General features: G+C 63.4%; 24 protein-coding genes and 1 pseudogene. 10 read left to right on the top strand and 15 right to left on the bottom strand.

The annotated features are described in order from the left end of the window. Window positions 1-101: 101 nt before the first annotated feature. From X741_RS162270 to X741_RS01000000166195, 5 genes and pseudogenes are all read right to left on the bottom strand, one after another. Window positions 102-872, bottom strand: coding sequence for an SDR family oxidoreductase (locus X741_RS162270; protein ID WP_023776317.1), 771 nt, complete (start codon window positions 870-872; stop codon window positions 102-104). A 30-nt stretch (window positions 873-902) separates the two neighbouring features. Then, window positions 903-1,898, bottom strand: a complete 996-nt coding sequence (locus tag X741_RS162275; RefSeq protein WP_031249742.1) for an ABC transporter permease — start codon at window positions 1,896-1,898, stop codon at window positions 903-905. Between the two features lie 120 nt (window positions 1,899-2,018). Continuing rightward, window positions 2,019-3,059 (bottom strand): sugar ABC transporter substrate-binding protein, encoded by a 1,041-nt coding sequence (locus X741_RS162280; protein ID WP_013895921.1) that lies wholly within the window; start codon window positions 3,057-3,059, stop codon window positions 2,019-2,021. A 39-nt stretch (window positions 3,060-3,098) separates the two neighbouring features. Continuing rightward, window positions 3,099-3,863, bottom strand: a complete 765-nt coding sequence (locus X741_RS162285; RefSeq protein ID WP_023776315.1) for an ATP-binding cassette domain-containing protein — start codon at window positions 3,861-3,863, stop codon at window positions 3,099-3,101. After that, window positions 3,860-5,009 (bottom strand): annotated as a pseudogene (locus tag X741_RS01000000166195) (ROK family transcriptional regulator). The gene X741_RS162285 and the pseudogene X741_RS01000000166195 overlap by 4 nt, the downstream one beginning before the upstream one ends. 220 nt (window positions 5,010-5,229) lie before the next feature. Between X741_RS01000000166195 and X741_RS162290 the strand changes: the two are divergent. Further along, entirely contained in the window at window positions 5,230-6,408 is a 1,179-nt protein-coding gene (locus X741_RS162290; RefSeq protein WP_023776314.1) for a M24 family metallopeptidase, read from the top strand. Here X741_RS162290 and X741_RS1000000170730 read toward each other — a convergent pair. Continuing rightward, a complete protein-coding gene (locus X741_RS1000000170730; RefSeq protein ID WP_245272646.1) occupies window positions 6,398-6,754 on the bottom strand; it encodes a hypothetical protein in 357 nt (118 codons plus the stop codon). The genes X741_RS162290 and X741_RS1000000170730 overlap by 11 nt on opposite strands. On the opposite strand from X741_RS1000000170730, the gene X741_RS1000000167370 reads away from it, so the two are divergent. Next, the gene (locus X741_RS1000000167370; protein WP_348625668.1) at window positions 6,666-7,229 is read left to right on the top strand and encodes a M20/M25/M40 family metallo-hydrolase; all 564 of its coding nucleotides are present in this window, start codon (window positions 6,666-6,668) and stop codon (window positions 7,227-7,229) included. The two genes, X741_RS1000000170730 and X741_RS1000000167370, sit on opposite strands and share 89 nt — an antisense overlap. A gap of 60 nt (window positions 7,230-7,289) precedes the next feature. On the opposite strand, the gene X741_RS162295 is transcribed toward X741_RS1000000167370, so the two are convergent. From X741_RS162295 to X741_RS162320, 6 genes are all read right to left on the bottom strand, one after another. Beyond that, complete coding sequence (locus X741_RS162295; protein ID WP_023776313.1) at window positions 7,290-8,051, bottom strand: ABC transporter permease; 762 nt, start codon at window positions 8,049-8,051, stop codon at window positions 7,290-7,292. Further along, the gene (locus X741_RS162300; protein ID WP_023776312.1) at window positions 8,048-8,821 is read right to left on the bottom strand and encodes an ABC transporter ATP-binding protein; all 774 of its coding nucleotides are present in this window, start codon (window positions 8,819-8,821) and stop codon (window positions 8,048-8,050) included. The genes X741_RS162295 and X741_RS162300 overlap by 4 nt, the downstream gene beginning before the upstream one ends. Continuing rightward, entirely contained in the window at window positions 8,821-9,849 is a 1,029-nt protein-coding gene (locus X741_RS162305; RefSeq protein ID WP_023776311.1) for an ABC transporter substrate-binding protein, read from the bottom strand. The genes X741_RS162300 and X741_RS162305 overlap by 1 nt, the downstream gene beginning before the upstream one ends. A gap of 91 nt (window positions 9,850-9,940) precedes the next feature. Then, window positions 9,941-10,384, bottom strand: a complete 444-nt coding sequence (locus X741_RS162310) for a VOC family protein (RefSeq protein ID WP_032927439.1) — start codon at window positions 10,382-10,384, stop codon at window positions 9,941-9,943. After that, window positions 10,381-11,124: a FadR/GntR family transcriptional regulator gene (locus tag X741_RS162315; protein ID WP_023764136.1), complete on the bottom strand. Its 744-nt coding sequence runs from the start codon at window positions 11,122-11,124 to the stop codon at window positions 10,381-10,383. Before X741_RS162315 ends, X741_RS162310 begins: the two co-directional genes overlap by 4 nt. Beyond that, the gene (locus X741_RS162320) at window positions 11,121-12,599 is read right to left on the bottom strand and encodes an FAD-binding oxidoreductase (RefSeq protein ID WP_245272643.1); all 1,479 of its coding nucleotides are present in this window, start codon (window positions 12,597-12,599) and stop codon (window positions 11,121-11,123) included. The genes X741_RS162315 and X741_RS162320 overlap by 4 nt, the downstream gene beginning before the upstream one ends. Before the next feature lie 109 nt (window positions 12,600-12,708). Here X741_RS162320 and X741_RS1000000169495 point away from each other — a divergent pair, with 109 nt between their 5' ends. Together X741_RS1000000169495 and X741_RS162325 are read left to right on the top strand one after the other, a co-directional pair. Beyond that, a complete protein-coding gene (locus X741_RS1000000169495) occupies window positions 12,709-12,876 on the top strand; it encodes a hypothetical protein (protein ID WP_023776308.1) in 168 nt (55 codons plus the stop codon). A gap of 72 nt (window positions 12,877-12,948) precedes the next feature. Then, window positions 12,949-13,836 (top strand): class I SAM-dependent methyltransferase, encoded by an 888-nt coding sequence (locus tag X741_RS162325; RefSeq protein WP_084018275.1) that lies wholly within the window; start codon window positions 12,949-12,951, stop codon window positions 13,834-13,836. A 30-nt stretch (window positions 13,837-13,866) separates the two neighbouring features. Here the strand turns inward: X741_RS162325 and X741_RS162330 are convergent, their stop codons facing one another. Next, window positions 13,867-15,171, bottom strand: coding sequence for a M23 family metallopeptidase (locus tag X741_RS162330; protein ID WP_023776306.1), 1,305 nt, complete (start codon window positions 15,169-15,171; stop codon window positions 13,867-13,869). 299 nt (window positions 15,172-15,470) lie between these two features. Between X741_RS162330 and X741_RS162335 the strand changes: the two genes are divergently transcribed. Next, a complete protein-coding gene (locus X741_RS162335; RefSeq protein ID WP_023776305.1) occupies window positions 15,471-16,466 on the top strand; it encodes a sterol desaturase family protein in 996 nt (331 codons plus the stop codon). 8 nt (window positions 16,467-16,474) lie between these two features. Then, the gene (locus X741_RS162340) at window positions 16,475-17,605 is read left to right on the top strand and encodes a GNAT family N-acetyltransferase (protein ID WP_031249738.1); all 1,131 of its coding nucleotides are present in this window, start codon (window positions 16,475-16,477) and stop codon (window positions 17,603-17,605) included. 76 nt (window positions 17,606-17,681) lie between these two features. On the opposite strand, the gene X741_RS162345 is transcribed toward X741_RS162340, so the two are convergent. Then, on the bottom strand, window positions 17,682-18,149 hold the full coding sequence (locus tag X741_RS162345; protein ID WP_023776303.1) for a peroxiredoxin: 468 nt from the start codon (window positions 18,147-18,149) through the stop codon (window positions 17,682-17,684). A gap of 95 nt (window positions 18,150-18,244) precedes the next feature. Here X741_RS162345 and X741_RS162350 point away from each other — a divergent pair, with 95 nt between their 5' ends. Next, entirely contained in the window at window positions 18,245-21,625 is a 3,381-nt protein-coding gene (locus tag X741_RS162350; protein ID WP_023776302.1) for a DUF3971 domain-containing protein, read from the top strand. A gap of 7 nt (window positions 21,626-21,632) precedes the next feature. Here the strand turns inward: X741_RS162350 and tyrS are convergent, their stop codons facing one another. Continuing rightward, complete coding sequence (tyrS, locus tag X741_RS162355) at window positions 21,633-22,886, bottom strand: tyrosine--tRNA ligase (RefSeq protein WP_023776301.1); 1,254 nt, start codon at window positions 22,884-22,886, stop codon at window positions 21,633-21,635. A 309-nt stretch (window positions 22,887-23,195) separates the two neighbouring features. Between tyrS and X741_RS162360 the strand changes: the two genes are divergently transcribed. From X741_RS162360 to X741_RS162370, 3 genes are read left to right on the top strand one after another with little or no spacing between them, the layout of a single operon-like run. Continuing rightward, the gene (locus tag X741_RS162360) at window positions 23,196-23,930 is read left to right on the top strand and encodes a glycosyltransferase family 2 protein (RefSeq protein ID WP_031249737.1); all 735 of its coding nucleotides are present in this window, start codon (window positions 23,196-23,198) and stop codon (window positions 23,928-23,930) included. Further along, the gene (locus X741_RS162365) at window positions 23,923-24,255 is read left to right on the top strand and encodes a lipid-A-disaccharide synthase N-terminal domain-containing protein (RefSeq protein ID WP_010909058.1); all 333 of its coding nucleotides are present in this window, start codon (window positions 23,923-23,925) and stop codon (window positions 24,253-24,255) included. The genes X741_RS162360 and X741_RS162365 overlap by 8 nt, the downstream gene beginning before the upstream one ends. Window positions 24,256-24,297: 42 nt before the next feature. Further along, the gene (locus tag X741_RS162370) at window positions 24,298-25,947 is read left to right on the top strand and encodes a glycosyltransferase family 39 protein (RefSeq protein WP_031249734.1); all 1,650 of its coding nucleotides are present in this window, start codon (window positions 24,298-24,300) and stop codon (window positions 25,945-25,947) included.

Here is a 25,947-nt window from a genome sequence, read left to right as displayed (position 1 = left end):
CACGGGTCGCTCCCGTGGCGGGTTTTTCATCGATCAGGGGGTTGCGGGCCACCGGTGCGAGCTTCCTCACGCCTCGTCGGCGCGATTTCGCACCTGAGGGGTCACGGCGGCACCATCCGAAAATCATTGCCCTCGGGCAGCAATTGCCCGCCATCGACGACGATGGTCGTGCCGGTGATATAGCTGGCGTCGTCCGAAGCCAGGAACAGGAAGGCGTTGGCGACGTCGCGCGGGCTGCCGAGCCGGCCGAGCGGGATGGAATCCTCCATGTTCTTGATGTAGGCGGCGCCGCGATGCTGCTGGATGGCTTCGGTCAGGATGTTGCCGGGCTCGACGCCGTTGACGGTGATGCCGTAGCCGGAGAATTCCAGCGCCGCCGCCCGGATGAAGCCGTTGATGCCGGCCTTGCTGGCCGAATAGTGGCCGTGGCCGGGGCTGGTCACGTGCGGACCTGTTATGGAGGAGGTGTAGAGCATGCGGCCAAAATGCTGCGCCTTCATCGGCACCAGTGCGGCGCGGCTGGCATTGAAGGTGCCGCGCAGATTGACGGCCATGACGCGGTCCCAGTCGTCGGCGCTCGTGTTCTCGATCAATTGCCAGGGATAGATGCCGGCATTCTGCACGATGATGTCAAGGCGGCCGTGCTGCTTCAGCGCCAGAGCCACCGCGGCCTCGGCGTCGCTCATCCGCGAGATATCGGTGCGGATGAAGGGCACGCCGAGTTCGCTGGCGGTCGCTTGGCCGGCCGCCGCCTCGGTATCGGCGAGCACCAGCCTTGCGCCTTCCTCGGCGAAACGCTGCGCGATCCCCTTGCCGATGCCGCGCGCGCTGCCGATGATCAGCGCCACCTTGTCTTTCAGTCGTCCGGTCATGCCCGCCTTCCTGTCATGCGAATCGTCCTGTCATGCGAGTCTTTGGCGAATGGTTTGCTTGAAGGCGTCGAGCAGCACGGCAGCCAACACCAGCAGGCCATGGATGACCTGGGTGAAATTGGCGGGCAGCCCCATCAAATTGATCGCCGTGTTGATGGCCGAGAGCAGAAGCACGCCGGCATAGACGCCGGGCAGGGTGCCGACGCCGCCCTTCAGGCTGACACCGCCGATGACAACCGCGGCAAAGGCGTTGAACAGCAGGCCGACGCCGAGATTGGCGGTGGCGCCCGAGGTGCGGATCGCCAGCAGCCAGCCGGCAAGGCCGGCTATGGCGCCGGCGAGCACGAAGGCGATGACCAGGTTGCGGTTGACCCGGATGCCGGCGCGGAAGGTCGCCGTCTCGTTGCCGCCGATCATCACCAGGTGTCGGCCGAACGGCGTCTTGGCCATGATCAGCGAGAAGACGACGAAACAGGCGATGGCGATCCAGGCGGTGAGCGGCAGGCCGGCCAGCCGTTGGATGCCGAACCAGCGAATGGCCGGCGCCAGGTCCTGCGCCGAGCGGCCGCCCGAAATGACCAGCACCAGGCCGCGCACCCAGATGTAGGACGCCAGCGTGATGATGAAGGCGCTCATCTTCACCTTGACCACCAGATAACCGTTGAAGGCGCCGATGAGGCCGCCGACGGCCAGCGCCAGCAGCAGCGACACCGGCACCATCAGCCATTCCGGATGCAGTTGCACGCCCATGCCAATGCCTGACGAGCAGAACAGGATACCGACCGCCATGGCGCTGAGCGCGGCGACGGATTCGACCGACAGGTCCATGTGGCCGGCGATGATGACCAGCGCCAGGCCGATCGACATGACCCCGAGCACGCTCGAAGCCTCGATGATGTTGGCGAAGATGCCGAGCTGGAAATAGTTCGGGATGAAGATGGAGAACACCACCAGCACGAACAGCAGCATGAACCAGACGAGGTTGTCGAGGACGAACTCCAAGGCATGGCGGGTGCGGGGGTTCATGGGCTGATCCGGCTGGCGCATGCCTCCGAAAATCAGTTCGATTTTCGGACGACGCGCGGATTGGAATTGCGAAGGATTGGCTCCGGGCCGAGAGGGCCCGGAGCGTTTCAGGCGAGATGCCTATTCGACTGATTTGACCGTGTCCGTCGGCGGCTTCTGGTTGCCCCAGAAGGCCGGGTTGTCGACGTTTTCCTTGGTGATGGCCGCACCCGGGATCTTGATGTTCGGGCCCCAGCTTTCCTTGGTGACGACCGATTTCAGGCCAAGCACGTCATAGTCGCCAGGCTTGATCTCCTCCTTCTTGACCACCTTGTCCATGAACATGGCAACCGCCGCGGCCTGTGCGTAGAGCGGCTGCTCGACTTCGACGTTGAGCCAGCCCTTGCGGATCAGGTCGAGGCCGACCGGAGCGCCGTTCGAGCTCATCAGCATGACGTCGCCCGGTTTCTTGCCGGCGGCCTCGAGCGAGGCGACGGCGGCGACCGACAGGTGCGCGGCATGGCTGAAGATCAGGTCGATGTCGGGGTTGGCCAGCATCTGGTCGGCGACGATTGTGCCGGCGTTGCTGGCCTCCCACTGCATGGCTGGAAGCGAGATGATCTTGACGTCCGGAAACGCCTTCATCTTCTCCTCGAAGCCCTTCTGGATATCGAGCGTATAGGGATCGCCGGGGTCGCCCAGCACCTGCAGCACCTTGCCCTTCACCGAGCCGTTCTTGGCTTTCAGCAGTTTTTCAGCCTGGTCGGCCGCGACATGGCCGATTTCGACGGTTCCGGCGACCGATGTGAAGTCGGAAGGCGTCGAGGTGATCTGGCGGTCGAACTCGACCACCGGGATGCCGGCCGCACGCGCCGCCTCGATGGACGGTTTCAATGCGTTGAAGTCGACCGCGGCCAGGATGATGGCCGCCGGCTTCAGCGCGATGACATCGTTCATCTGCGATTGCTGCGCGTCGGTCTTGTTGTCGGCGTTCAGCGTTTTCACTTCATAGCCGACCTGCTTGAGGAACAGCTCCAGCGCGCTCACCGAGCCGGTCTGGAACTCGTCGAGCAGTGTCGGCACCATGTAATAGACGGTCCCCTTGGACTGGGCGAATGCCGGCGTGAGCGTGGCAAAGGCCAGTGCCAGGATACCGAAGACAGCAAGAAGTACTCGCTTCATGTTGTTGGCTCCCTGTTAAGCCGGACCCCTCTTTGTCCCTCAGCCCGCCGGTCCGGCACCGGCAAGCGTCTCGCCGGTGATCATGTTGATCACCGCATCGGGACTTGTTTTGTTGCGTGCGACATCGTCCGCCACGACACCTTGCCGGATCACTACGATCCGGTCGGCGACCTGAAAGGCCTGCTGCATGATGTGGGTGATGATGACGACGCCGATGCCCTGGCTCGCCACCTGGCGGATCATGTCGAGGCCGCGCCGCGTCTGCTCGACGCCAAGGGCGGCGAACGGTTCGTCCAGAAGCACCAGCTTGCCACCCCAGTGCACGAACCGGTTGAGCTCGATGGCTTGCCTCTGGCCGCCCGATAGGTGCTCGACATTGGTGCGCAGAGACGGAATGCGGGTGCCGGCGCTCGCCAGGGCCTTCCCAACGACGGCCTCCATGGCGCGCTCGTCGAGCACGGGAATGCCGAGAACCTTCCGGGTGATCTCGCGGCCCATGAAGAAATTGGCCACCACGTCGACATTGGTGCACAGCGACAGGTCCTGGTAGACGGTCTCGATGCCGGCGGCCTTGGCTTCGGCGGGCGATTTGGCGAGAAACTCCTTGCCCTCGAACAGCATGCGGCCCGAGGTTGGCTCCAGTCCGCCCGCTATGATCTTGACCAGTGTCGATTTGCCGGCGCCGTTGTCGCCGAGCAGGGCCACGACCTCGCCCTTGCCGATCGAGAAGCTGATCCCCTTCAGCGCTTCGATCGCGCCATAGTTCTTGGTGACGTTGTCGAGCACCAGCAGAGGTTCACTCATGCGGCAATCTCCTTGGCCGCCAGGAGATCGCGGCCACGCTCGCGCTCTGCCGTGAACATCTGCCCGAAGCGCGGCGACAACACCCCTGAAACGGCAAGGGCGGCGGCGCCGCGCAGCACGGATTGCTGGCCGCCGCCCGCGACGACCACGCGGGGCGCCTTGCGGTCGCCGCGGGCCGAGACCGAATTGAGCAGCGGCGTTGCCGCGCCCGCCAGGCGTTGCAGCAAGTCCGGCTCCGCCAGCCCGCCGAGCACGATNGTTCTCGATGATGGCGATGGCATTGCGGAAGATCGGTCCGACCTCAGCCACCCAATCGGCGTCGTTGCCGGCCCAGCGCCCCCGTGCTTCGAGCGAAAGATAGCGTTCGAGGCAGCCCCGGTTGCCGCAAGGACAGGGCTCGCCGCCGGGAACGACGGGAATGTGGCCGATTTCGCCGGCATTTCCCCAGGCGCCGCGCATCACGCTGCCGTCATGCATCATGGCGCTTCCCAGCCCGACGCCGAAATAGAGATAGTAGTATTCGGAATGGTGGACCCCGATGCCGTAGAGGCGTTCGCCCATCGCGGCGGCGGCCATGTCGCTTTCGAAGAACGCCGGCAGTCCCGTCGCGGCCGTCAGCCGCTCGCGCAGCGCCACGTCCTTCCAGCCAGCCATCGTCGTCGGCCCGACGAAGCTCATGGCCTCCACGCCAAACGGTCCGGGAAGCGCCATGCCGATGCCGATGACACGGCCGCCGGCCCGCTTCCCCGTCAGGTCGCGGACCATGCCGCCGATCTCATCGAACGCATGATCGGGCGCCGCGTTGGCCGCTTCGCGGTGCGAACTCTCGATCACGTCGCCGCTGAGATTGATTAGTGCTGCATCTATCCCGAGCGGCGTCAAATGGATGCCGACCGCATAGCCGCCCTCTGGATTGATGCGCAGCGTCGCCGGAGGCAGGCCGCGCCCCTTGGGTTCCTCTCGCAGGGACAAGATGTAGCCCTGTTCCTCCAACTCGCGGACGATGGTCGATACGGTCTGCACGGTGAGCCCGACATGCCGGGCGATATCGCCGCGGGCGATGGGGCCGTTACGGCGGATCGACTCGAGCACGATGCGCCGGTTGTACGGCCGCCCGAATTCCTGATTGGTCCCCCGCAACGCCATGCCTTGCACTCCCAATGGACGCAAGTTTGCATCAAAGATTTATTCAGTCAAATGGAATTCAAAAATAAATCAGCAAAAAGTCCGGGGGCAAAAAGGGGCTGGAATGGACGTTGCTGGGTTTAGGACCTGTTCAGGTGCCGCCCTTGGCCGATTGCCGCAATCGCGAGAACCGCTTCAATGGTGGCCAAGCAACCGCGACGCAACACAGCATGGAGCAAAGATGATCGAATTGCCGTTTGCCCGCGAAGAGTACCAGCAGCGGCTTCGCAAGATCCGCGCCGAGATGGCCAAGCGCGGTCTCGAGCTCCTGATCGTCAACGACGTTGCCAACCAGCACTATGTCACCGGCTATGACGGTTGGTCGTTCTACACGCCGCAGGTGGTGCTGGTTCCCGTGGAAGACGTCGAGCCGGTCTGGATCGGGCGCGCCATGGATGCCGCCGGCGGTCTTCTCACGGCCTGGATGAAACCCGAGAACGTGGTCGGCTTCCCGGAAGATCATGTCCAGCGTGTCGATCGCCATCCGATGGACTGGATCGCCAGCTGGATCGTGGCAAAGGGCTGGGGCATCAGGCATATCGGCATCGAACTCGAAGCCTATTATTTCTCCCCGAAAGCGCATGCACGGCTCGTCGCCGGTCTTCCCAATGCAAAATGGCACGATGCCGATCTCCTGGTGAACTGGATCCGTGCGGTCAAATCGGCGCCCGAGATCGCCTATTTGCGCAAAGCGTCGACCCTGGCCGAAGCGGCGGTGGCGCGGGCCTTCGAGGTGATCGCGCCGGGTGTGCGCGAGTGCGATGCGATTGCCTCCATCCAGGCGGCGCAGATCGCCGGCAGCCCGGATTTCGCCGGCGACATCACGGCCCTTCCGCCGACAATCCTCGGCGGCGAGAACGCCTCGGCCCCGCACATCATGTGGAGCGACCGGCGGTTCGGAGACAACGAGACCATTGCCCTGGAACTCGCCGGCGTCTGCCGCCGCTATGCCGCCGGGTTGGCGAGAACGATGCAGCTTGGCAAGACGCCGACGCGTGTCGCGGACACGGCAAGGGCGGTGATCGAGGGCATGGACGCGGTGCTCGATGCGGTCCGGCCAGGAACATCGGCCGAAGCGGTCGAAGGTGCATGGCGCAAGGTCATCCAGCGCCACGGGCTGAAGAAGGAGTCGCGCATCGGCTATTCCATCGGCGTCGCCTATCCGCCGGATTGGGGCGAACACACGATCAGCCTCCGCCCGGGTGACAAGACGGTGCTTCAGCCCGGCAACGTCGTTCATTCCATCCTCGGCATGTGGATGGACGGCTGGGGTATCGAGATCAGCGAGACCATCCTGGTCACCGAAACCGGCCATGAGACGCTGACCAGGTTCCCGCGGGAGATCCATGTCAAAGCCTGAGGGATCGGTCATGGCCGACGGTGGCGCGATTTCCGGCGCGGTCGAAATCGACGCCGGCATGCTCGATCGGATGATCGAGATCCGCCGCCATCTGCACCGCAATCCGGAGCTGTCCAACCACGAGGCGAACACGCAGCTTTATCTCAGGCAAATACTGGCCGGGCAGGGAATTGCCGACATTCGTGACGTCGCGGGCTTTGGCCTTGCGGTCGACATCGTCGGCACCGGCGCGGGTCCATACTGTCGATGCGCTGGCCGTGGCCTGCTCCCTGGTGACGGAATTGCAGAAGATCGTCTCGCGCGAGATCGATCCGTACGACCCCCTGGTGATTTCCGTGACGGCCATCAATGGCGGCAACGCCTACAACGTGTCCGCCGGCAAGGTCGCACTGAAAGGCACCATCCGCAGCGGCAGCGATGCAACCCGCGAGCGGGTCTGGCGCCGCGTCCGCGCGATAGCCGAAGGGATGGCGGCAAGCCATGGGGCGCATGTCGAGGTCGATATCCACAGGGGTGAACCGGGCGTCGTCAACGATGTCGAGATGGCCGAGTTGATTGTCGCCAGCGGCAAGGCCTGCATCGGCGCCGACAACGTCCTCAACACGCCTGGATGGACCGTTGCGGACGACTTTGGCTACTACAGCGAGAAACGTCCTTCGGTCTACTTCCGGCTCGGAATCCGCAACGAGGAAGCCGGATCTGTCTTTCCGCTGCACCACGCCAGGTTCCGCGTCGACGAGGCCGCCTTGAAGGTTGGCGCGGCCACCCTGGTTTCGGCGGCGACCCGTTTTCTGTCGAAGCAACCGGAAAATGCAGACTAACGGAAGCGGTCTAAGGACCGGCTCGTGCGGATTGCACGAGCCGGCAAAACGGTCGCCTTTTCAGTATTTGATGACGCGGCGCTCGACCATCACCACGACGCAAAACACCGCGATCGACAGGCACGACGACAACACAATTGCCGCGTAAAGCCGGTCCGACTGATAGTTGAAGCTCGCCTGGATGATGAGCGCGCCGAGGCCCTTGTCCGAGCCGATCCATTCGCCGACGATGGCGCCGATCACGGCTGTCGNTGTCGCCGAAGCAATCCTGAGCGAGGAAAACAACATCGGCAGCGCGCGGGGCAGGCGCAGGTCCCAAAAAATCTCCCAGCGCGTCGCCGACAGCACCCGAAACAGCTCGTGCTCGTTGTCGCTGGGTGAATCCAGGCCGCGAATCATGTTCACCAGCGTCGGGAAGAAGCAGATCACTGCCGCGATGACGATCTTCGGCGTCATGCCGAGCCCGAAGATCAGGATGATGATCGGCGACAGCGCCAGGATCGGAATGGTGTTGAAGAACAGCACGATCGGGAAATAGGCGGCCTGCAGGATGCGGCTGTGCACGAAAACGACGGCGAGCAGCACGGCGGCGAGGTTGCCGATGACGAAGCCGGCCAGCGCCTCGATCAGCGTCGGCCTCAGATTGTCCATGAGCAGAGCGAAATTCTTCTGGAAGGTTCCGAAGATCGCCGTCGGGGTCGGCACGATATAGGTCGGAACGCCGAGGAAGGGCAGAAGATACTGCCAGGCAACCAGCAGCGAGGCCGCGCCGAGGACGGGCAGGGCCATCGCCAATTGCGGAGAGAGTGGCGCCGGCCTCACGATGCGCGCTCCAATGCGGTGCGCAGTTCGGCCATGGCGGCGACGATCGCCGGGTCTTCGCGCGAGCAGCGGTTGCCGTCCTGCTTGATCGGCCGCATGTCCAGGTCCTTGACCAGCCGTCCCGGATTGGCGGCGAGAACGATCACCCGTTCACCAAGATAGGCGGCTTCGGCGATCGAATGGGTGACGAACAGGATCGTCGTGCCGGTGCGCCGCCACAGATTGAGAAGCTCGTCGTTGAGGCGGTCGCGGGTGATCTCGTCGAGCGCGCCGAACGGCTCGTCCATCAGCAGCAGCTTGGGCTGACCAAGCAAGGCGCGTGCGATTGCCACGCGCTGGCGCTGGCCGCCGGACAGCTGGTGCGGCAGACGCTCACCGAAGCCGGCAAGCCCCATGAGCTCCAGCAATTCGTCGCTGCGGTCTTCTATCTTGCGCGTCAGGCTGCCTTGCCCGACGCCAAGCGGCAGACGCACATTCTCGCGCACGGTACGCCACGGCAGAAGCGTCGAATCCTGAAAGACGAAACCGACATCGCGGCGCGAGCGCACCGCGTGCGGCGTGTCGCCGAGCACGCTGATCTTGCCGCCGAGCGGATCGAGCAGGTCGGCGACCACGCGAAGCAAGGTCGACTTGCCGCAGCCGGACGGTCCGAGGATCGACAGGAAGGAGCCGGCCTCGACGGTGAGGTCGAGGCCGGAAAGCACTTCGACGGCCGCCTGGCGGCTGCCATAGCCGACATCCAGCCTGCTGGTTTCGATCGCGTTCGCCATCAGGCGGCGGGCGCGTCGAGCTTCGGCCGCTCGGCAGCCGAAAGTTCGAGGATCTTGGTGGTGTGGACGTCGGCGGCCGCGGGCCGGCCATTCGGGAACTGGCCGACCTTGTCGAGCAGCGCCAATTGCTCCTCGATTGACGCCGGGTCGAAGGTGCCCCAGCCGTCCTTGGCTGTTGCGCCATCGAAGGAGAGCTTCAGCACGAGGTTGACGGTCTTTTCTTCCCAGCCGAGGTCCATTTCGGGATAGGCGGCAACCATTTTCTTCACTGCCTCCTGTGGGTTGGCGTGCACCCAGCCCCAGCCCTTGGCGACCGCGCCGATGAACTTGGCCAGCGTGTCCGAATCTTTTTCGATCGCGGCGTCGGTGGCGAAATAGACATCGGCGTAGGAATTCAGGCCGAGGTCGCGCACCAGAAGATCGATGCGGTCGTCGCCGACGACGCTGAGCGCCTGTGTGTTGGTGATCCAGCCGCCGATGGCATCGACATCGCCGCGCACCAGCGGTCCCTTGTCGAAGCCGACATTGATGACGGTGACATCGGACGCGCTCATGCCGTTCTTGGCCAGGATCTCGTCGATGACGAAACGCGCCGTCGGTTGGATGCCGATCTTCTTGCCCTTGAGGTCGGCAATGCCACGGATCGGGTTTGCCGCCTTCGACGTGAAGGCATAGGGGCCGGTGCGGAAACCGCAGGCGATGATCTTCACCGGCACGCCGCTGGCGCGCGCTGCAAACAGCTGCGGCGTTTCGGAGAACTGGCCGAGCTGTGCTGCGCCCGATATCACCGGCGGCACGGTCGAGGCGTTCGGGCCGCCTGGGCTGAATTCCACCTCGAGCCCGGCATCCTTGAAGTAGCCGTTGGCGACGGCGGCGATGTCGCCGATCTGTCCGTTGGACATCAGCCAGTCGTACTGGATGACGACCTTTGCGGCGGCCTTCGCTCCCGGCGTCAGCGCCAGCTGCATCCCGGCCGATGCGGCGGCGACAGCCGCCACGCTGGATTTCATGAAGCTGCGGCGGTTCATGTCGTAATGTCTGTTCCCATTCATTTTTCGCTCCTGTTGCAAGACTGTCTCGTCTCTTCATTACGCGCCGTTCCCTTTGGCGCGGTGTCGTCTACGGCTGTTCGTCGTGGTAGTCGCCCGGGCCGCCGTCGAGCCAGGCGTAGAGTTCCCAGAGCGTGTCGTCCGGGTCGGTGAAATAGGCGCAGCGCGCATTCCAGACATAGTTTTCGGGTGGCCCGTAAAACGGCACGCCCTTGGCCGTCAGCTCGGCATGCAGCCGGTCGATCTCGTCTGGCGTATCGAGCCGGACGGCGACGCAGACCTTGTGCGCGTGGCGTGGCGATCTCAGTTTCGAAACGCCGGCATGCTGGCCGATATGGTCGATCTCCCAGGCTGCCAGTGTCACGCCCTCGCCATGGAAGTCGGCGAAACCCTCGGCGCGGCGGCGCAGGCGGAAGCCGAGCTTGTCGACATAGAACGTCACCGTCCGCTCGATGTCCTCGACCAGAAGGCAGACGTCGGAAATCCGGCTGATGCTTGCGACGGCCATGCTCATCTCCCTCCGCCCGTACGTTCGCCGCGCACGAGCGGCAGATTGACGCCGACACGGTTGGCCGCGCCGATGATGTGCGCGCGCATCGCGGCCTCGGCTTTTGCCGCGTCGCCGGCGACCAGCGCCTCGTAGATGCGCACATGCTCGCCGACGTTGACTTCCACCAGATCGTGTAAGGGGTTGGTCTGGCGTGCGTAATAGATCGAGCGCCGGATCTGTTCGCAGACGAAGGAGATGAAGCTGTGGATGTAGCTGTTGCCCGTCGCCCGGGCGATTTCGCGATGAAACAGAAGGTCGGCGTCGATGCTGCCGTCCTCCCACCGCTCCTCGCCGCTCATGCGGTCGAGCGCCGCCTTGATGGCGTCGAGATGCTCCTGGTCGCGCCGCTCGGCGGCAAGCGCTGCCGATTCGGCCTCGAGGATGCAGCGCAGCTCGAAGAGCCGCTCCATGTTCTGCCCCTCCTTCAGCGTCTCGCGGTCAATGCGGATCGCCGCCCGCTGCTCCGGCGCCAGGACGAAGGAGCCTATGCCTTGCCGTGCCTCCACCATGCCGTCGGCGCGCAATTGCGCGATCGCCTCGCGCACCACATTTCGGCTGACGCCGAATTTTTCGGAAAGCTGCTGCTCCGTCGGCAGCAGGGCGCCCGGATTGAGTTCGCCGGACTCGATCTCGCGGCTGAGGAACGCAGCGACCCGGCGCGGTAGCGCCTCGACGGTGCCGATGGCGGCCAGTCGTTGTTTCATGAACAGGTCTCCGTCACAGGGAAGAGGCAGCCGGGATTCATCAGTCCGGCCGGATCGATGGCATTTTTCAGCGTGCTGACCAGACGGCGATGGACGGGAGACATGCCGGTCCAGTAGACGCGTTGGCGGGTGCGCCCGATGCCATGCTCGGCGCTGACCGAGCCGCCAAGTGCGGTGACGATGTCGTACAGCCGGGCGGTGATGGCGACGCCCCTGGCGCGGGCGTCGGCCTCGGCAAGATCAAGCGGCGGCAGGACGTTGAAATGGATGTTGCCGTCGCCGGCATGGCCATAGGCCTGTGAAATCCAGCCCGGATGCTCCAGCGCCACAAACCCGCGGGCCTGGGCGATCAGCGTGGGGATGTCGGAGATGCGCACCGAGAGGTCGGTGCGTACGTGATAGCCGCGCCTGGCCTGGCCTTCGACCAGCCCTTCGCGAATGGCCCAGAATGCCTTGGCCTGTGCGCCGCTCTCGGCCAGCACGGCGTCGGCGACGAGATGCCTTTCCATGACGCCGGCGAGGAAATCGACCAGCAGCGAGCGGAGTTCGACGGCAGCGCCCGACGACAGCTCGATCAGCACATGAACAGGGGCATCTACCGGCGCGACGATGGTCGGGTCGGCCAGGCGCGCAAGCTCCATGCATTCCGAGCCGATGATCTCGAAGGCTGATATCAGGTCCGAGCAGTCGCGCCGGGCCTGCCTGAACAGGGCGATCGCCGATTCGAACGAGGGAAGGCCGAGATATGCCGTTTCGGTCTGGCCCGGTTTTGGAAAAAGCTTGACCTCGACGCCGGTGATGATGCCGAGCGTTCCCTCCGCGCCGATGAAAAGCTGCTTCAGGTCGTAGCCGCGATTGTCCTTGCGTAGGCCGGAAAAGCCGCTCCACAAGTCGCCGTCCGGCAGCACCACTTCCAGGCCGACGATGAGATCGCGGGCCATTCCGTAGCGCAACACGTTGACGCCACCGGCATTGCTGGCGGCATTGCCGCCGATCTGGCAGCTTCCCTGGGCGCCAAGCGCCAGGGGAAACAGGCAGTCCTGGTCATCCGCCGCGTCCTTGATGTGCTGCAGGATGCAGCCGGCGTCGGCCTGCAGGGTGAAATTGTCGGCATCGACAGAGCGGATCCTGTTCAGCCGCTCCAGGCTGATGACCACAGCGCCGGGCGTCGTGCCGATGTCGATCGCACCAGCGACAAGCCCGGTGTTGCCGCCCTGCGGGATCATCGCCAGACCGAGCGTGCCGCATAGCCGCACGGCAGCTTGAACCTCGGCGACCGAGGCTGGCTTCAACACCGCAAGCGCGCTGCCGTGATGATCGCCGGACCAGTCCGCGAGGTATTTTGCCATGCTGGCAGGATCGGCAGCCACGCCGCTTTGCCCCAGGACACGCTCCAGGGCAGCGAGAATGTCAGGCGAGATGCCGTGGAAGGTCATTGTCCGGCCGGTCTGGGTGCGGTGCGTATGGTTATACATATCATCCTACAACTGGCGTGCTGTCAACGGGCAAGCCGCCTGTCACAGGGACTCGTGGACAGAAAGTCGACCGGTGTCCGGCCGGTCCCCTGCGCACTAAATAGAAGATATGAATACGATCTATGCCTTGCTGGTCTTCGCGGCGGCCATTGCAATCATCTATCTGGGCGGCCGATGGAACACGTCGGATACCGACCACTATATGGGCTTCGAAAACCTACGTTCGCCCCACAAGGGGAAAGCCCGCAACGATGACGAGGATCCGAAAAAGAAATGAGGAGCCGGGGACGGCGGTTGCCTGACCGGTTCTGGCGTATCAGCCCGCCGATAGGCGCCTGAGGGATCGGTCATGGCCGACGGTGGCGCGATTTCCGGCGGTGTTGGTCATGCCTGTTGTTGTCGAAGGCGCTGCAATCCAGGCTTCAGATGTTGGCGGGCCGGTGCAGTATGGGCCAAGCAGGCAAGTCCATGGCCGCTTGATTTTTCATCCCACTTCACTCAAAAGGGCGCATTCGGGGGAGCGCGAATAGTGTCAAAACTTACAAGTTTTCTGGAGGGCCACGGTCTCAAGCGAAAGCGCCGGCCATCAGCTGTTGTGCTTCCAGAACGGCGTATGACACAAATATTGCACGAGCGCTGCGTTATCGAGGGTGCCGATTTTGCGGCGCCGCACATGGAAAATGCGCTGCTTTTCGACGACCATCAGCAAATACGAAATTATGCAATCGAGAAAGTCGCGAAATCCGGGTTTCTGCTGGAATTTGGTGTTTTTGACGGGACAAGCATCAACCATTTCGCAGGTAGACTTTCGTCATCTGGCGACACGCGGTCAATCTTTGGATTTGATGCTTTCCTAGGTCTTCAGGAAAACTGGACTGGAACTGGCTTCCAGGCCAGAGGCCGGCAATTCAACAGGGACGGCGTTGTGCCGAAGGTTCGGCAAAATGTGAACCTGATAAAGGGCTGGATTGAAGATACGCTTCCAACGTTTCTTAAGCAGCACCAAGGTCCAATTGCTTTCATTCATATTGACACGGACACCTACACGCCCTGCAAAGCCATTCTCACGCTCTGCAAGGACAGGCTTGTCAGGGGCAGTGTCATCCTGTTTGACGAACTGCTCTGCTACCCAGGATGGCGATTTGGAGAGTACAAGGCGCTGAACGAGGTGTTGGATCCAGACCGATACACCTGGGCAGCGTTCGAAGAGCAGCGGGCCGCGCTTGTCATCAACTGATGATAAGGTTTCACTCCGAGGACTGGCACCTCAGAGAAACTGGGCGACCTTCTTGCCGACGGTGAGAAAGCGTAGCGGATCGATCGCTTCGCCATTGTGGCGCACTTCGTAGTGCAGATGCGGGCCGGTCGAGCGGCCGCTGCTGCCGGTCTTGCCGAGGACGGCGCCGGCATCGACCTTCTCGCCGACGGTCACGTCGATTTCGCTGAGATGCCCGTAGCGGGTCGCAAACCCGTTGCCGTGGTCGACTTCCACCATGCGGCCATAGCCGCCGTTCCAGCCGGCCTTTGTGACGACGCCGGGCGCCGTGACCTTTGCCGCCATGCCGATCGGCGCCCTGAAATCCATGCCGGAATGCAGCGCGGCGGTGCCGAGGAGGGGGTCGGTGCGAATGCCGAACGGGCTGGTGACGGAGTGGCCGGGTGCGGGGTTGGACAGCGGCAGCTGGCGCGCTTCCTTCTTGAGATGGTCGAGCGCATCCAGGGCTTCGTCCAGTTCCTTGACCTTGCTGTCGAACATCATCGAGCTGTCGAGCGGGATCAGCGGTCCGCCAACATCGCTCTGGTCCTTGCCGAAATCGCTGTCGACCGGCAGTCCGGCTGCTTGCAGCGCCTGGGTGATCGCGTCGGCGCTCTTGTAGGCATTGTCGGCGAGCGCGCTGATGCGGGTGAGCTGTTCGGTCTCGATCGATTTCAGCGACTGGTTGATCGAGACGAACAATTTGTCGGCGCGATCGGCGGCTGAATCGTTTGGCAACGGATCGGAGCGGGTCGACCACAAGGAGAACGGCCTGGTGTCTGCGGCCCCAAGGTCCGCGCTCAGGCTGGCGACCGCGTAATTCGGCGCCGGCTGGCTGATGCTGCCGGTCACCTCGGCGGGTTTGTCAGGCTTCGCGGCTGCTGCCGGGGCCTCGACTGGCGCTGTTCCGACGTCATTCTCGGCGCGTTCGAGCAACGGGCCGAGGCGGCCATGACGCTGGCTGAGCTGCGTCTGCCGGTCAAGCAATTCGCTGACCTTGGTCTCCATCAATTGCTGATCGAGCAGCTGGCGGCTGGTGATGCGGTCGACCTGGGCGCGCAGGGCCGAAATACGGTCCTCGTAAGCCTGCTGCATGCGCGCCTGGCGCGCGGTGGTGGCGCCGATCAGGTCATCGCGCAGCACCAGATAGGACGTGGCCAGCAGGTAGCCGACGGCAATGGCGGCGAGTGCTGAACCGATGAATGCCGCGAGCCAGGGTCGGATCGTGAAGTGCCTGATCTCGTTACCCCGGGCAATGATGACGGTGTGGGGTTCCTTGCGCCTGCCGAAGACTGCGGACTGACCGGTTGCGTTCACGGGACCAAGCTTTCGTTTACGACACCACGACGGCTTGATTACACATTATTAGGGTTAACAAAGGCTTGCCGGATCGATCGCACGGCAACGAATACACGCGGCGAGGGCAGTGGGTTGCATCAAAACTGCAAGGGAGCGGCCATCGTGCGCCGTGCCGCGCACCATGTTTCAACCAGAAGAGCGGGTCGGTCGCCGATTAAGGTCAAGAATCCTTAACTCTCTTTGATTGCATTTACTTGACGGTTTCCGGCTAAAGGCGTGATGGGTTTGGGAATCTATTGAAGATGGCGGTCCAAGGGATGCTGAGCGATCTGGTTGGCAAGGTCCTCGACAAGCTCTCCGGCACCAGTCTGCTGGCGACCGGGCTTTTGCTGCTGACCGCTTTGGTCAGCGCGCTCGTGGCCTATTGGCGCACGGTGGAGGAGAAGAGCTGGAAGGAGTTTTTCGAGTTCGCCATCCCGCATGAGGTCATCACCCATCCCTCGGCGAGAGCCGACCTGCTGTTCTGGGTGACGAAGAAGGCCCTGATGCCCTTCCTGATGCTGCCCGCCGGAATTGTCTTCGTCACGGCGGTGGGCTACGGGACCAACTGGCTGTTCTCGACACTGTTCCAGTTCCAGCCGCCGCTGATCGAGGGGCCGGCGGGCCCGGTAACGGTGCTGATCTTCACCATCACCATGCTGCTCGCCTACGACATTTCCTATTATCTCTATCACGTCGCCCAGCATCGCTATCCGGTGCTCTGGGAACTGCACAAAGTGCATCACTCGGCCGAAGTGATGGTCGGTATCACCAAGGATCGGGTCCACCCGCTCGACGAACTGATGAACCGCGCCTGGGACGGCATCGTGGTGGGCATCTGCTTCGGCATCTGGTCGCTGATTTCGCTGAACCTTGTCGAACTGACGGTCTTTGGCGTCAACGTCTACGTCATGCGCAACATCCTGATGATGGATTTCGTCAGGCATACGCATTTCAAGATCTCGTTCGGCCCGCTCAACAATTTGATCCTGTGTCCTCATTGGCACCAGCTGCATCACAGCACCGACCCGCGCCACTACGACAAGAATTTCGGGCTGCTCTTCTCGTTCTGGGATCGGCTCTTCGGAACATTGTGCGTGCCGAAGCCCGACGAGGATTTCAAGTTCGGCCTGGTCGATCGGGATGTGCGCGACTACCAGTCGCTTGCCGGCCTCTATGTCATGCCGCTGAAGCGAATGTGGAGGCATATCGCGCGGCGCGTCCGTCCCGGACAGCCGGAGGCAACGCGGGCATCGCAAAGGGCTCAGCCGTGAACGCTCCCATGGCACCTACGATCCCGCGGAGCTTCGTCTTCGAAGTCGTGACATCGGCGGCGCGTTTGGACGAGATCGCCCCGGCCTGGACTGCGCTTTGGCAGCGAGCCGGCGGGCTTGTCTTCCAGCATCCGGCCTGGATCGCGGCCTGGTGGCGCACCACCCCCCATCAGGAGCGGCGCACGCTCAGGATCGGGCTGGCCTGGAACGGCGACCGGCTCGAAGGCGTGATAGCGCTCGCCACCTTCAAGCGCTCCGGCATCCGCATTCTCGAATGGGCGGCGAAGGATCACAGCGACTACGGCGACGCGCTGTTTGCCCCCGGCGGCGACCCGCAACAACTCTCCCGGCTCTGGCAGTATGTTCTCGACCAGGGCGGCTTCGACCTCATCTATCTCAATCGTCTGCTGCCGGATGCCGGTTTCCGTGCCCTGCTGGATCCGGCCTCGCGCCACGGCAAGGCGCTTCGGCGCAACCACCGCTGCGAAATCAGCTACCGTGTCGAGGGTTCCTGGCCGCGTGGCGCGGACTGGTTCGAGACGCTGTCCAAAAAGGCCCGGCAGAACTACCGTCGCGGCCGCAAGTTCATGGAAGAAGGCGGGGCTTTGCGTTTTCGCCTGATGGATGTCGGCGAACCGCTCGAGCCGGTGCTCGCTCGGGTCGCGGCGCTGAAGCGGCTGTGGCTGGTGCGGCACGGCCGCGTCTCGGACCTGTTCGATGAAGGCTCGCCGGTTCTCGCCGCGCTTGTGTCGGTGCTGGCCGAGCTCGGGCTGTTGCGCATTTTCGTCTTGGAGCTCGACGATACGATCGTCGCCGTCTCGATCAATTTCGAACAGCACGGCACCATGATGGCTTTCGTCACCACTTACGATCCCGAATACGAACGCGCCTCGCCGGGTATGGTGCTGATGGTGGACTATATCCAATGGTCGCGCGACCGTGGCCTTGGCAAAATTGATTTCCTCTGCGGCGGCGAGGATTTCAAGCGGCGCTTCGCCACGCAATCGGTCAGGCTGTCATCGGTGATCGGCGCGCGCGGCTTGCGCGGTCGCCTCGCCGCGCTGGCCGATCATCTGAACCATGTTTCGAAATCCTGGCGGGCGCGACAGCAGCCGAAGGTGGAAACATCCGAGGAATAAGCACGCTCGATTTCGGCATCAGCCGGATTTTCGTGCGCCGACATGAAGGCTATGTCGCCGTCGGCATTCGTGGCGCTCAGAGCGCGCGGACGGCCTCAAGAACTTCCTCGGCATGGCCCTTCACCCGGACCTTGCGCCAAATCCTGGCGATCCGGCCATCGCGGCCAATCAGCAACGTGGCGCGTTCGACGCCCATGTACTTGCGGCCATACATCGATTTCTCGACCCACAGATGGTAGGCATCGATCACCTTGCGCTCCTCGTCGGCGGCGAGGTCGATGGTGAGGCTGTATTTCGACTTGAACTTGTCGTGTTTCTTGACGGGGTCGGGTGACAGGCCGATCACCACCGCTCCGGCCTTCTCGAATTCCGGCTTGAGCTGTGAAAAGCTGATCGCCTCTTGCGTGCAGCTTGTTGTGTCGTCCTGCGGATAGAAATAGAGCACCACGGGCTTGCCGAGGGATGCGGCAAGGCTGATCGAGCCGCCGCCGTCTCGCGGCAGGTCGAATTGCGGCGCAAGATCGCCCACGACGAGGTCAGCCATACCGATGCCCTTGTTTGAGGTTACGCGCGAAGCCACACCGATATAGTGTCGACCGGGGATTCGTCCACGAGCGAGTTTGTACAACGGAAGATTGCGTGGATCAGGAGCAACCGCAGCACGAGAAGATAAGGTTCAGGCGGGATGAGATCGCCGACCTGGGGACCTTGCCGTCCGCGTGCCGGGTGCCGCCGCTTGGCCAGGCCCGGATTGGACGTGGCTTTCGCATCCTTTCGCGCGTGTTCGCCGGCATGGTCGCGCTCATGCTGCTGGTCGCGACGGCTGTCTATCTCGTCGGTCTTTCCGGCATTGGGGCGGACCGGCTGCGCGTCGAGGCGGAAACCGCTATCGAGAAACTCGCCGGCGTCGATGTCCATGTCGCGGTCGGACCCGCTCGCATCACGCTCGACAGTTCGAGTTTCGTTGCGCTCCAGGTCAGCGAAGTCAGCCTGAAGACGAACGACGGCAAACCCATGGCCGATGCCGGGCGTGTGCGCTTCGGCGTCCGCCTTGTGCCGCTGCTGTGGGGTGAGGTGCGGCTGACCAGCGCCAGGATTTCCGATGCACGCATCGTCATGGCGGCGATGCCCTCCGGCGGCGACTGGACCGCCGCGCTGCGCAATGAGGACGGCCTCGTCGATCCCGAGAAACTGTCGGACGCGGTGTTCGGCAACATCCATCGCGCCCTCGACGCCGTGCGGGAAGATTCGATGCGCCGGATCGATCTCAGCAATGTCGAATTCGTGCTGCCCGATACCGGATCGATCAAACTGGTCAAGATCGCCGACGCCACCGTCGTTCAGTCGGGGCCGGGCGGCATGGAATTTTCGTCACAGGCCGATGTCGACGGCAGGACGATCAAGGTTGCCGCTTCCGCCACACGCGATGTTGCGGCGCATCGCGTGACGGCGCTGGACGCGAGCATCGATCTGGCGGCTGCAGCCGACACCACGGCCGGCGCCGGGAAGCTGGGCGCCGTCGCGTTGAAGCTGAAGGGATCGGAAGGAGCCGGCACGAATGCGTCGCAACTGACGGCCGCGGTGTCGTCGACCGGGTCGGTGCTCGATCTCGGCGCGCGTGGATTGCTGCCGGCGGACGTCGCGGTCGATGCGACGATTGTCGCCGGCAGCAACAAGATCCAGGTGGACAGGATGCTGTTCAAGACCGGCCGGTCGACATTCGATTTCGCCGGCTCCATCGGGCCGAAGCCGGCGTCGGGAGCGGCCGGCGAGGAACCCGCCTACCGCTACGATCTGACCAGCGACGGTTCGTCGCTGGCGCCATCGGAGTCACCCGAGCCCGCATTGAGCTTCCTTGCGCGAATAGCCGGCGTGTACCAGACCAAAAGCCACAAATTGGTGGCCGAGCAGATCGCGCTTCGTTCCGATACCAGTGGCGAAGTGCTGGGGACCGCCGCCGTCGAGTTCGTCGAAGGCAAGGCGCCCGGGATCAACCTCGCCTTCAACATTCACAACATGCTGGTCTCCCACGTCAAGCAGCTCTGGCCGTGGTTTTCAGCGCGCAATGCGCGGCTCTGGGTGCTGAGCAATCTGTTCGGAGGCCGCGTCGTCGACGGCAATCTCCAGTTCCATGTGGTGCCCGATCGCCTCGGCAACGGTGTGCCGCTTTCCGCCGACGAAGTGTTCGGCCGCTTCCAGATCGAAGGGACGCGTTTCGACACGGCCGGCCGCATTCCGCCGATACGTGATGCGGTCGGTGTCGTCGCCTTCCATGGCAATGACGTCGACGTCGCCCTGTCCTCGGGCACCGTCTTCATGCCCAGCGGCCGCACCGTGGCGGCCATCAACGGCACGCTGGCAGTAAAGGCGGCGAACCGCCCGCCGGTCATCGGCGCGCTCGATATTGACGTTGCCGGCGACGCGGCGGCCGTCGCCGAACTGGCCTCCTACGAACCGATCAATGCCATGCGCCATGTCGGCTTTCTGCCGGATGACCTGTCCGGCAGCGTCACCGGCCATGTCAAGGCCGATATCCCGCTGCAGTCCGGCATCGACAGCTCCAAACTCGACTGGCTCGTATCGCTCGACTACACCGGCCTTTCATTGGCCAAGCCGTTCGAAGGGCAGACCGTGACGGATGCCGACGGCTCGATCACGGTCGATCCCGAAAAGGCGGTGATCTCGGCCAAGGCATCGCTGAACGGTATTCCGGCCGAACTCGACCTCGTCGAGCCGCTGGCCGATGATGGGCCGGCGCGCAGCCGCAAGGTCGCCCTGGTGCTCGACGACAAGATCCGTGCCGCCGCCATGCCCGGCCTGACGCCGCTGCTTGCCGGCACGGTGAAGGTCGCGATCGACAAGAGCGGCAGCGGCAATCAGAACGTCTCGGCCGACCTGACCAATGCCAGGCTGGACATTCCCTGGGCCGGCTGGAGTAAGGGGGCAGGGGTTCCCGCCACCGCCACATTCGTCATGACAAAGTCGGGCGAGACCACGACGCTGTCCGACTTTGAGCTCGACGGCAAGACCTTCTCCATCGACGGTAACGTTGTCCTGCTCAACGGCGCCCTGTCGTCGGCAAAGTTCAGCAAGGTCACCTTGAATCGGGGCGACGACGTGGCGGTGTCCGTCAGGCGATCGGGCAAGGGCTATGCTGTCAACGTCAGCGGCAACGCCCTGGATGCCCGCTCGCTGATCAAGCAGTTCACCTCGGACGTCGACACCGCCACCAAGACCACTGGCGCCGACGCCATTTCGGTGAGCGCCGACGTCGATCGGCTCACCGGTTTCCACGACGAGCAACTGTCCAACCTGAAGCTCGACTACAGCGCGGCCGGCTCGCGGGTGAACGGCCTGAAGGTCACTGCGACGGCAAGTTCTGGCGCCGCCATCACCATCAGCAACACCACCGGTGGCGGCCAGCGCGCGCTCAACGTGCAGTCCGCGGACGCCGGCGCCATATTGAGGTTCCTGAACGTCTACGAGCACATGGAAGGCGGGTCGATCATGCTGGCCCTGTCGGGAGCCAGCGACGGGCCGATGAAGGGCAAGGTCGACACCAGCAATTTCTTCGTCGTCAACGAACCGAAGCTCGCCTCCATCGTCTCGACCACCCCGGCCGGCGACAGCCGTAGCCTCGACCAGGCGGTCAAGGGCAAGCTCGACACGTCGCGGGTCAAGTTCGAGCGCGGCTATGCCGAGATCGAGAAAGGCAGCGGCTATCTGAAGCTGGCCAACGGCGTGCTGCGGGGGCCGCGCATCGGCACGACCTTCCAGGGCATCCTCTACGACCAGAACAACAACATGGACATGACCGGCACCTTCATGCCGGTCTACGGCCTCAACCGCATCTTCGGCGAGCTGCCGATCGTCGGTGCGCTTCTCGGCAATGGCCGCGACAGGGGCCTCATTGGCGTGACCTACAGGCTCAGGGGCAATGCCAACAAGCCGGTGCTCGACGTCAATCCGCTCTCGGTGATCGCGCCGGGGATATTCAGGTCGATCTTCGAATACCGGTGAAGCGGCCTTAGATAGGCCGCACCAGAATATGTTTTTTCCTGCCGAGTGAAAGCTTTACGACGTTTTCCGGACTCAGATCCTGAAGCGTCACCAGCCGGCGCTCGTCGCTGACAGGCTGGTCGTTCAACCGCACCGCGCCGCCTTGCACATGCCGCCGCGCTTCGCCGTTCGACGCCGCCAGCCCGGCGGTCACCAGCAGCGACAGGATACCGACGCCGGCTTCGAGCTTGGCGTTCTTAACCTCGACGGTCGGCAGCGATTCGGCGAGCGCGCCTTCCTCGAACGTCTTGCGTGCCGTGTCGCTGGCCTGTTCCGCGGCAGCGCGACCATGTAGCAATGCGGTGATCTCCGTGGCGAGCACCTTCTTGGCGTCGTTGATCTCGGATCCGCCGAGCCGCTCGAGGCGCGCGACCTCGTCCAACGGCAGCGTCGTGTAGAGTTTCAGGAACCGGCCGACATCGGCGTCCTCGGTGTTGCGCCAATACTGCCAGAACTCGTAAGGCGAGAGCATGCTGGCATCGAGCCAGACCGCGCCCGAGGCGGATTTGCCCATCTTGGCGCCCGACGAGGTGGTGAGCAGCGGCGTGGTCAGCGCATAAAGCTGCGCGTCCTCCATGCGACGACCGAGATCGATGCCGTTGATGATGTTGCCCCACTGGTCGGATCCGCCCATCTGCAGCCGGCAGCCGAGCCGCTTGTAAAGTTCGACGAAGTCGTAGGCCTGCAGGATCATGTAGTTGAATTCGAGGAAGGACAATGACTGCTCGCGGTCGAGCCGCAGCTTGACGGAATCGAACGCCAGCATGCGATTGACCGAAAAGTGACGACCGACATCGCGCAGGAAATTGACGTAGTTGATCTCCATCAGCCAGTCGGCGTTGTTGACCATGATGGCGTCATTCGGGCCACTGCCGAATTTGAGGTAAGGCATGAAATTGCGACGGATGCCGACGAGATTGTCGTCGATGTCCTGCGGGGTCAGAAGCTTGCGCGCCTCGTCCTTGAAGGAAGGATCGCCGATCATCGAGGTGCCGCCGCCCATCAGCGCGATCGGCCGATGGCCGGTCTGCTGCAGCCAGTGCAGCATCATGATCTGGATCAGCGAGCCGGCGTGAAGGCTCTTGGCGGTGGCGTCGAAGCCGATATAGGCCGTCACCGTTTCCGTGGCGAAGAGATTGTCGAGGCCGGCATCATCCGAAGTCTGATGGATGAAACCGCGCTCGCTCATCGTGCGCAGGAAGTCGGATTTGAAGGCAGGCATGGTTTCTTTCCCGAAAGCGTCCGCCCGTCCGGCGCGGCCGTATGTGAACGGGCGCGTTTAGCATCCAAGCGCGATCAGCAAAAGTGGTTTCCGATCTTGCGTCGGATTGCCCGCCAACCAAAGGGGTGCGATCAGCAGGGGGTGGATGCGGTTTTGTGGCACGCATGGATGATGTCCGTCATGCTTGCTTCATCGTTTCGGCTGGCGTAATGAGGCGCCGCGCCACAAGGTTCTTGCAGCCCACGACCTCGAGCGGCACCGTACGGCATTCAAAACATGCCATATCCGACGACAGAGCCCCGACGCGACATGCCGGACGCATTGATATCCATTGTCATTCCCTGCCGGAACGAGGCGGCAAACCTGCCGTTGCTGATCGACGAGATCGAGGCGGCGATGGTAGGACGCGACTTCGAACTGATCATCGTCAATGATGGCTCGACCGACGACACCGCGGCTGTTCTTGCCGAACAGGCAGCTCTTCGCCCGTTCCCGGTGCGGGAATTGCGGCACCGGAAATCCGCCGGCCAGAGCCTTTCGGTGCGTTCGGGCGCCTGGGCGGCGCGCGGAGGCATCGTCGCCACGATCGATGGCGATGGCCAGAACGATCCGCAATACATTCCCGTGCTGGTCGACGCCTTGCTGCAGGCCGGCCCCGATTTCGGCGCCGCACAGGGGCAGCGCCTCAAGCGCCGCGACAGCAAGGTCAAGCAATTGGCGTCACGTTTCGCCAATTGGCTGAGGAACGCCATCCTGCATGACGAGACGCGCGATACCGGCTGTGGCCTGAAGGCTGTTCATACCGACATCCTGCGCAAACTGCCGTTCTTCGACGGCACGCATCGCTTCGTGCCGGCCCTGGTCATCCAGGAGGGGTACCGTGTCGTGCACTGCGACGTGGTCGACCGTTCGCGCCGGCACGGCAAGTCGAATTACGGCATTTTCGATCGCGGCCTGCAGGGCGCGCTCGATCTTGGTGGCGTCTGGTGGCTGCGCCGCCGGCGCCGCAGAATGCCAAAGGTAGAGGAAATCAAGCGTGTTTAACGTGCTTCAGGAATTGGGGACCTGGCTTCACCAGGTCTTCATCAAGCAATTCGATGCGTGGATCCTGCTCGGCTTCGTCGCGCAGTTCTTCTTCACCATGCGCTTCGTCGTGCAGTGGCTCGCCTCGGAAAAAGCCAAGCGCAGCGTCGTGCCGGTGGCGTTCTGGTTCTTCTCGCTGTTCGGCGGCGGCCTGCTTCTGATCTATGCCATCCAGCGCCAGGATCCGGTGTTCATCGCCGGCCAGGCCATGGGCATGTTCATCTACATCAGAAATCTCTGGCTGATCGCCAATGAGCGCAAGGCGGCGATGACCAAGGTCGATTGAGCAGCCCGTATACGTGAAGAACATGATCGGAGAGGCTCAAAAATGGCATTGAACAGGAACTACATCCTTCTCTTCCTGTTCAGCCTGATGATGACGGCCTCGGGGCTGGCATCACTGCCGCCGATCGACCGCGACGAGTCGCGCTTCGTCCAGGCGACCAAGCAGATGGCGGAAAGCGGCGACTATGTCGACATCCGCTTCCAGGAGGCGTCGCGCTACCAGAAGCCGGTCGGCATCTACTGGCTGCAATCGGCAGCCGTGACGCTGAGCGGCAAGGGCGCTGAAGCCCCGATCTGGGTTTACCGCACGGTGTCGACGCTCGGCATCGCCATTGCGGTGCTGGCGATCGCCTGGACGGGAACCAATCTTTTCGGAGCGAATGCCGGTGTCGTCGCCGGCCTGGTGATGGCCGCGATCTTCGCCACCGCCTTCGAGGGGCGCGATGCGAAGACCGACGCGATGCTTTTGGCCTGCTGCGTGGCCGCGCAAGGCGCGCTGGCGCAGATCTACCTGGCATCGCGCCGCAACGAACCGGTCGCCGGCCATCTCTGGTGGATTTTCTGGATCGCGCAAGGGGTTGCGATCCTCATCAAGGGGCCGATCGCGCCGCTGCTTTCGGCGCTGACCATCGCGGTGCTGTTTGCCTTCGAGCGCGATGGGCGCTGGCTGTCGAAGCTCAGGATCGGACGCGGCCTGCTGCTTGTCGTGGTGATTGCGCTGCCCTGGCTCACCGCGATCACCTGGAAAAGCCATGGCGCCTTCCTGCAGCAGGCCGTCGGCAAGGACATGCTCGGCAAGGTTGCGTCGGGCGAGGAATCGCACGGCCTGCCGCCGGGCTTCTATATGCTGACCTATTCGCTGTTCATGTGGCCGTTCGGCCTGATCGCGGTCGGCGCCGGCCTGCAAGCCCTCAATCGATTGCGCGACGACCCCAGGCTGCGCTTCTGCCTTGCCTGGTACATCCCGTTCTGGCTGGTCTTCGAGCTGATCCCGACCAAGCTGCCGCACTATGTCCTGCCGGCCTATCCTGGCATGGCGCTGCTGATCGGCTGGCTTTTGACCTTGCAGCCCGAGGATGCCAATGCGCCGCTCAAGCGCTGGCAGACCTGGTTATGGTGGTCGACGGCATTTGGCCTGGTCGTGGTCAGCCTCGGCCTGGCGGCGGTCTGCGTGGGCGCGCCGATCTACCTCACGCACACATTCTCATGGTGGAGCATCCCGGCCGCGGCGGCGGCGCTCGGCGCCGGCTACCTCGCTTTTTCGCGACAGTTGCAGGTGCCGCTGCCCCGCATCGGTGCCATCGCCGCCTGTGCGGGCATCACCTATGGCTTGCTGTTTGGCGTCATCGCGCCGTCGCTCAAGCCGATCTGGCTGAGCCCGGCCATCGAGGCGGCGGTCAGCGCCAACAAGCCTTGCGACACCACAGTGCTGGCTTCGGCGCGGTATCAGGAACCGAGCCTGGTGTTCCTGGTGGGCACCAAAACGGTGCTGACCGATGTCGGCGGCGTGGCGGAACATTTGCTGGCCGATCCCGCCTGCGCGTTGGGACTGGCGCCGACCGAGGACGAGCAGAAACTGAACGGCATGCTGTCGGTGCAAGGCAAATCCGTGAACCGCGTCGCCGAGGTCGATGGCCTCAACTATTCGTCGGGAGACAAACTGTCGCTCGGCCTCTATCGTGTGGCGCCATGA

This window comes from Mesorhizobium sp. LNHC221B00 (genome assembly GCF_000502935.1).
GTDB lineage: Bacteria > Pseudomonadota > Alphaproteobacteria > Rhizobiales > Rhizobiaceae > Mesorhizobium > Mesorhizobium opportunistum.
This window is presented reverse-complemented; position numbering and strand designations above follow the sequence as displayed.

Coding starts and splice junctions, on each gene's coding strand:
- X741_RS162270 (WP_023776317.1), bottom strand. CDS start 872: ATGACCGGACGACTGAAAGACAAGGTGGCGCTGATCATCGGCAGCGCG.
- X741_RS162275 (WP_031249742.1), bottom strand. CDS start 1,898: ATGAACCCCCGCACCCGCCATGCCTTGGAGTTCGTCCTCGACAACCTC.
- X741_RS162280 (WP_013895921.1), bottom strand. CDS start 3,059: ATGAAGCGAGTACTTCTTGCTGTCTTCGGTATCCTGGCACTGGCCTTT.
- X741_RS162285 (WP_023776315.1), bottom strand. CDS start 3,863: ATGAGTGAACCTCTGCTGGTGCTCGACAACGTCACCAAGAACTATGGC.
- X741_RS162290 (WP_023776314.1), top strand. CDS start 5,230: ATGATCGAATTGCCGTTTGCCCGCGAAGAGTACCAGCAGCGGCTTCGC.
- X741_RS1000000170730 (WP_245272646.1), bottom strand. CDS start 6,754: ATGGCCGTCACGGAAATCACCAGGGGGTCGTACGGATCGATCTCGCGC.
- X741_RS162300 (WP_023776312.1), bottom strand. CDS start 8,821: ATGGCGAACGCGATCGAAACCAGCAGGCTGGATGTCGGCTATGGCAGC.
- X741_RS162305 (WP_023776311.1), bottom strand. CDS start 9,849: ATGAACCGCCGCAGCTTCATGAAATCCAGCGTGGCGGCTGTCGCCGCC.
- X741_RS162310 (WP_032927439.1), bottom strand. CDS start 10,384: ATGAGCATGGCCGTCGCAAGCATCAGCCGGATTTCCGACGTCTGCCTT.
- X741_RS162315 (WP_023764136.1), bottom strand. CDS start 11,124: ATGAAACAACGACTGGCCGCCATCGGCACCGTCGAGGCGCTACCGCGC.
- X741_RS162320 (WP_245272643.1), bottom strand. CDS start 12,599: ATGTATAACCATACGCACCGCACCCAGACCGGCCGGACAATGACCTTC.
- X741_RS1000000169495 (WP_023776308.1), top strand. CDS start 12,709: ATGAATACGATCTATGCCTTGCTGGTCTTCGCGGCGGCCATTGCAATC.
- X741_RS162325 (WP_084018275.1), top strand. CDS start 12,949: ATGGCCGACGGTGGCGCGATTTCCGGCGGTGTTGGTCATGCCTGTTGT.
- X741_RS162335 (WP_023776305.1), top strand. CDS start 15,471: ATGCTGAGCGATCTGGTTGGCAAGGTCCTCGACAAGCTCTCCGGCACC.
- X741_RS162340 (WP_031249738.1), top strand. CDS start 16,475: ATGGCACCTACGATCCCGCGGAGCTTCGTCTTCGAAGTCGTGACATCG.
- X741_RS162345 (WP_023776303.1), bottom strand. CDS start 18,149: ATGGCTGACCTCGTCGTGGGCGATCTTGCGCCGCAATTCGACCTGCCG.
- tyrS (WP_023776301.1), bottom strand. CDS start 22,886: ATGCCTGCCTTCAAATCCGACTTCCTGCGCACGATGAGCGAGCGCGGT.
- X741_RS162360 (WP_031249737.1), top strand. CDS start 23,196: ATGCCGGACGCATTGATATCCATTGTCATTCCCTGCCGGAACGAGGCG.
- X741_RS162370 (WP_031249734.1), top strand. CDS start 24,298: ATGGCATTGAACAGGAACTACATCCTTCTCTTCCTGTTCAGCCTGATG.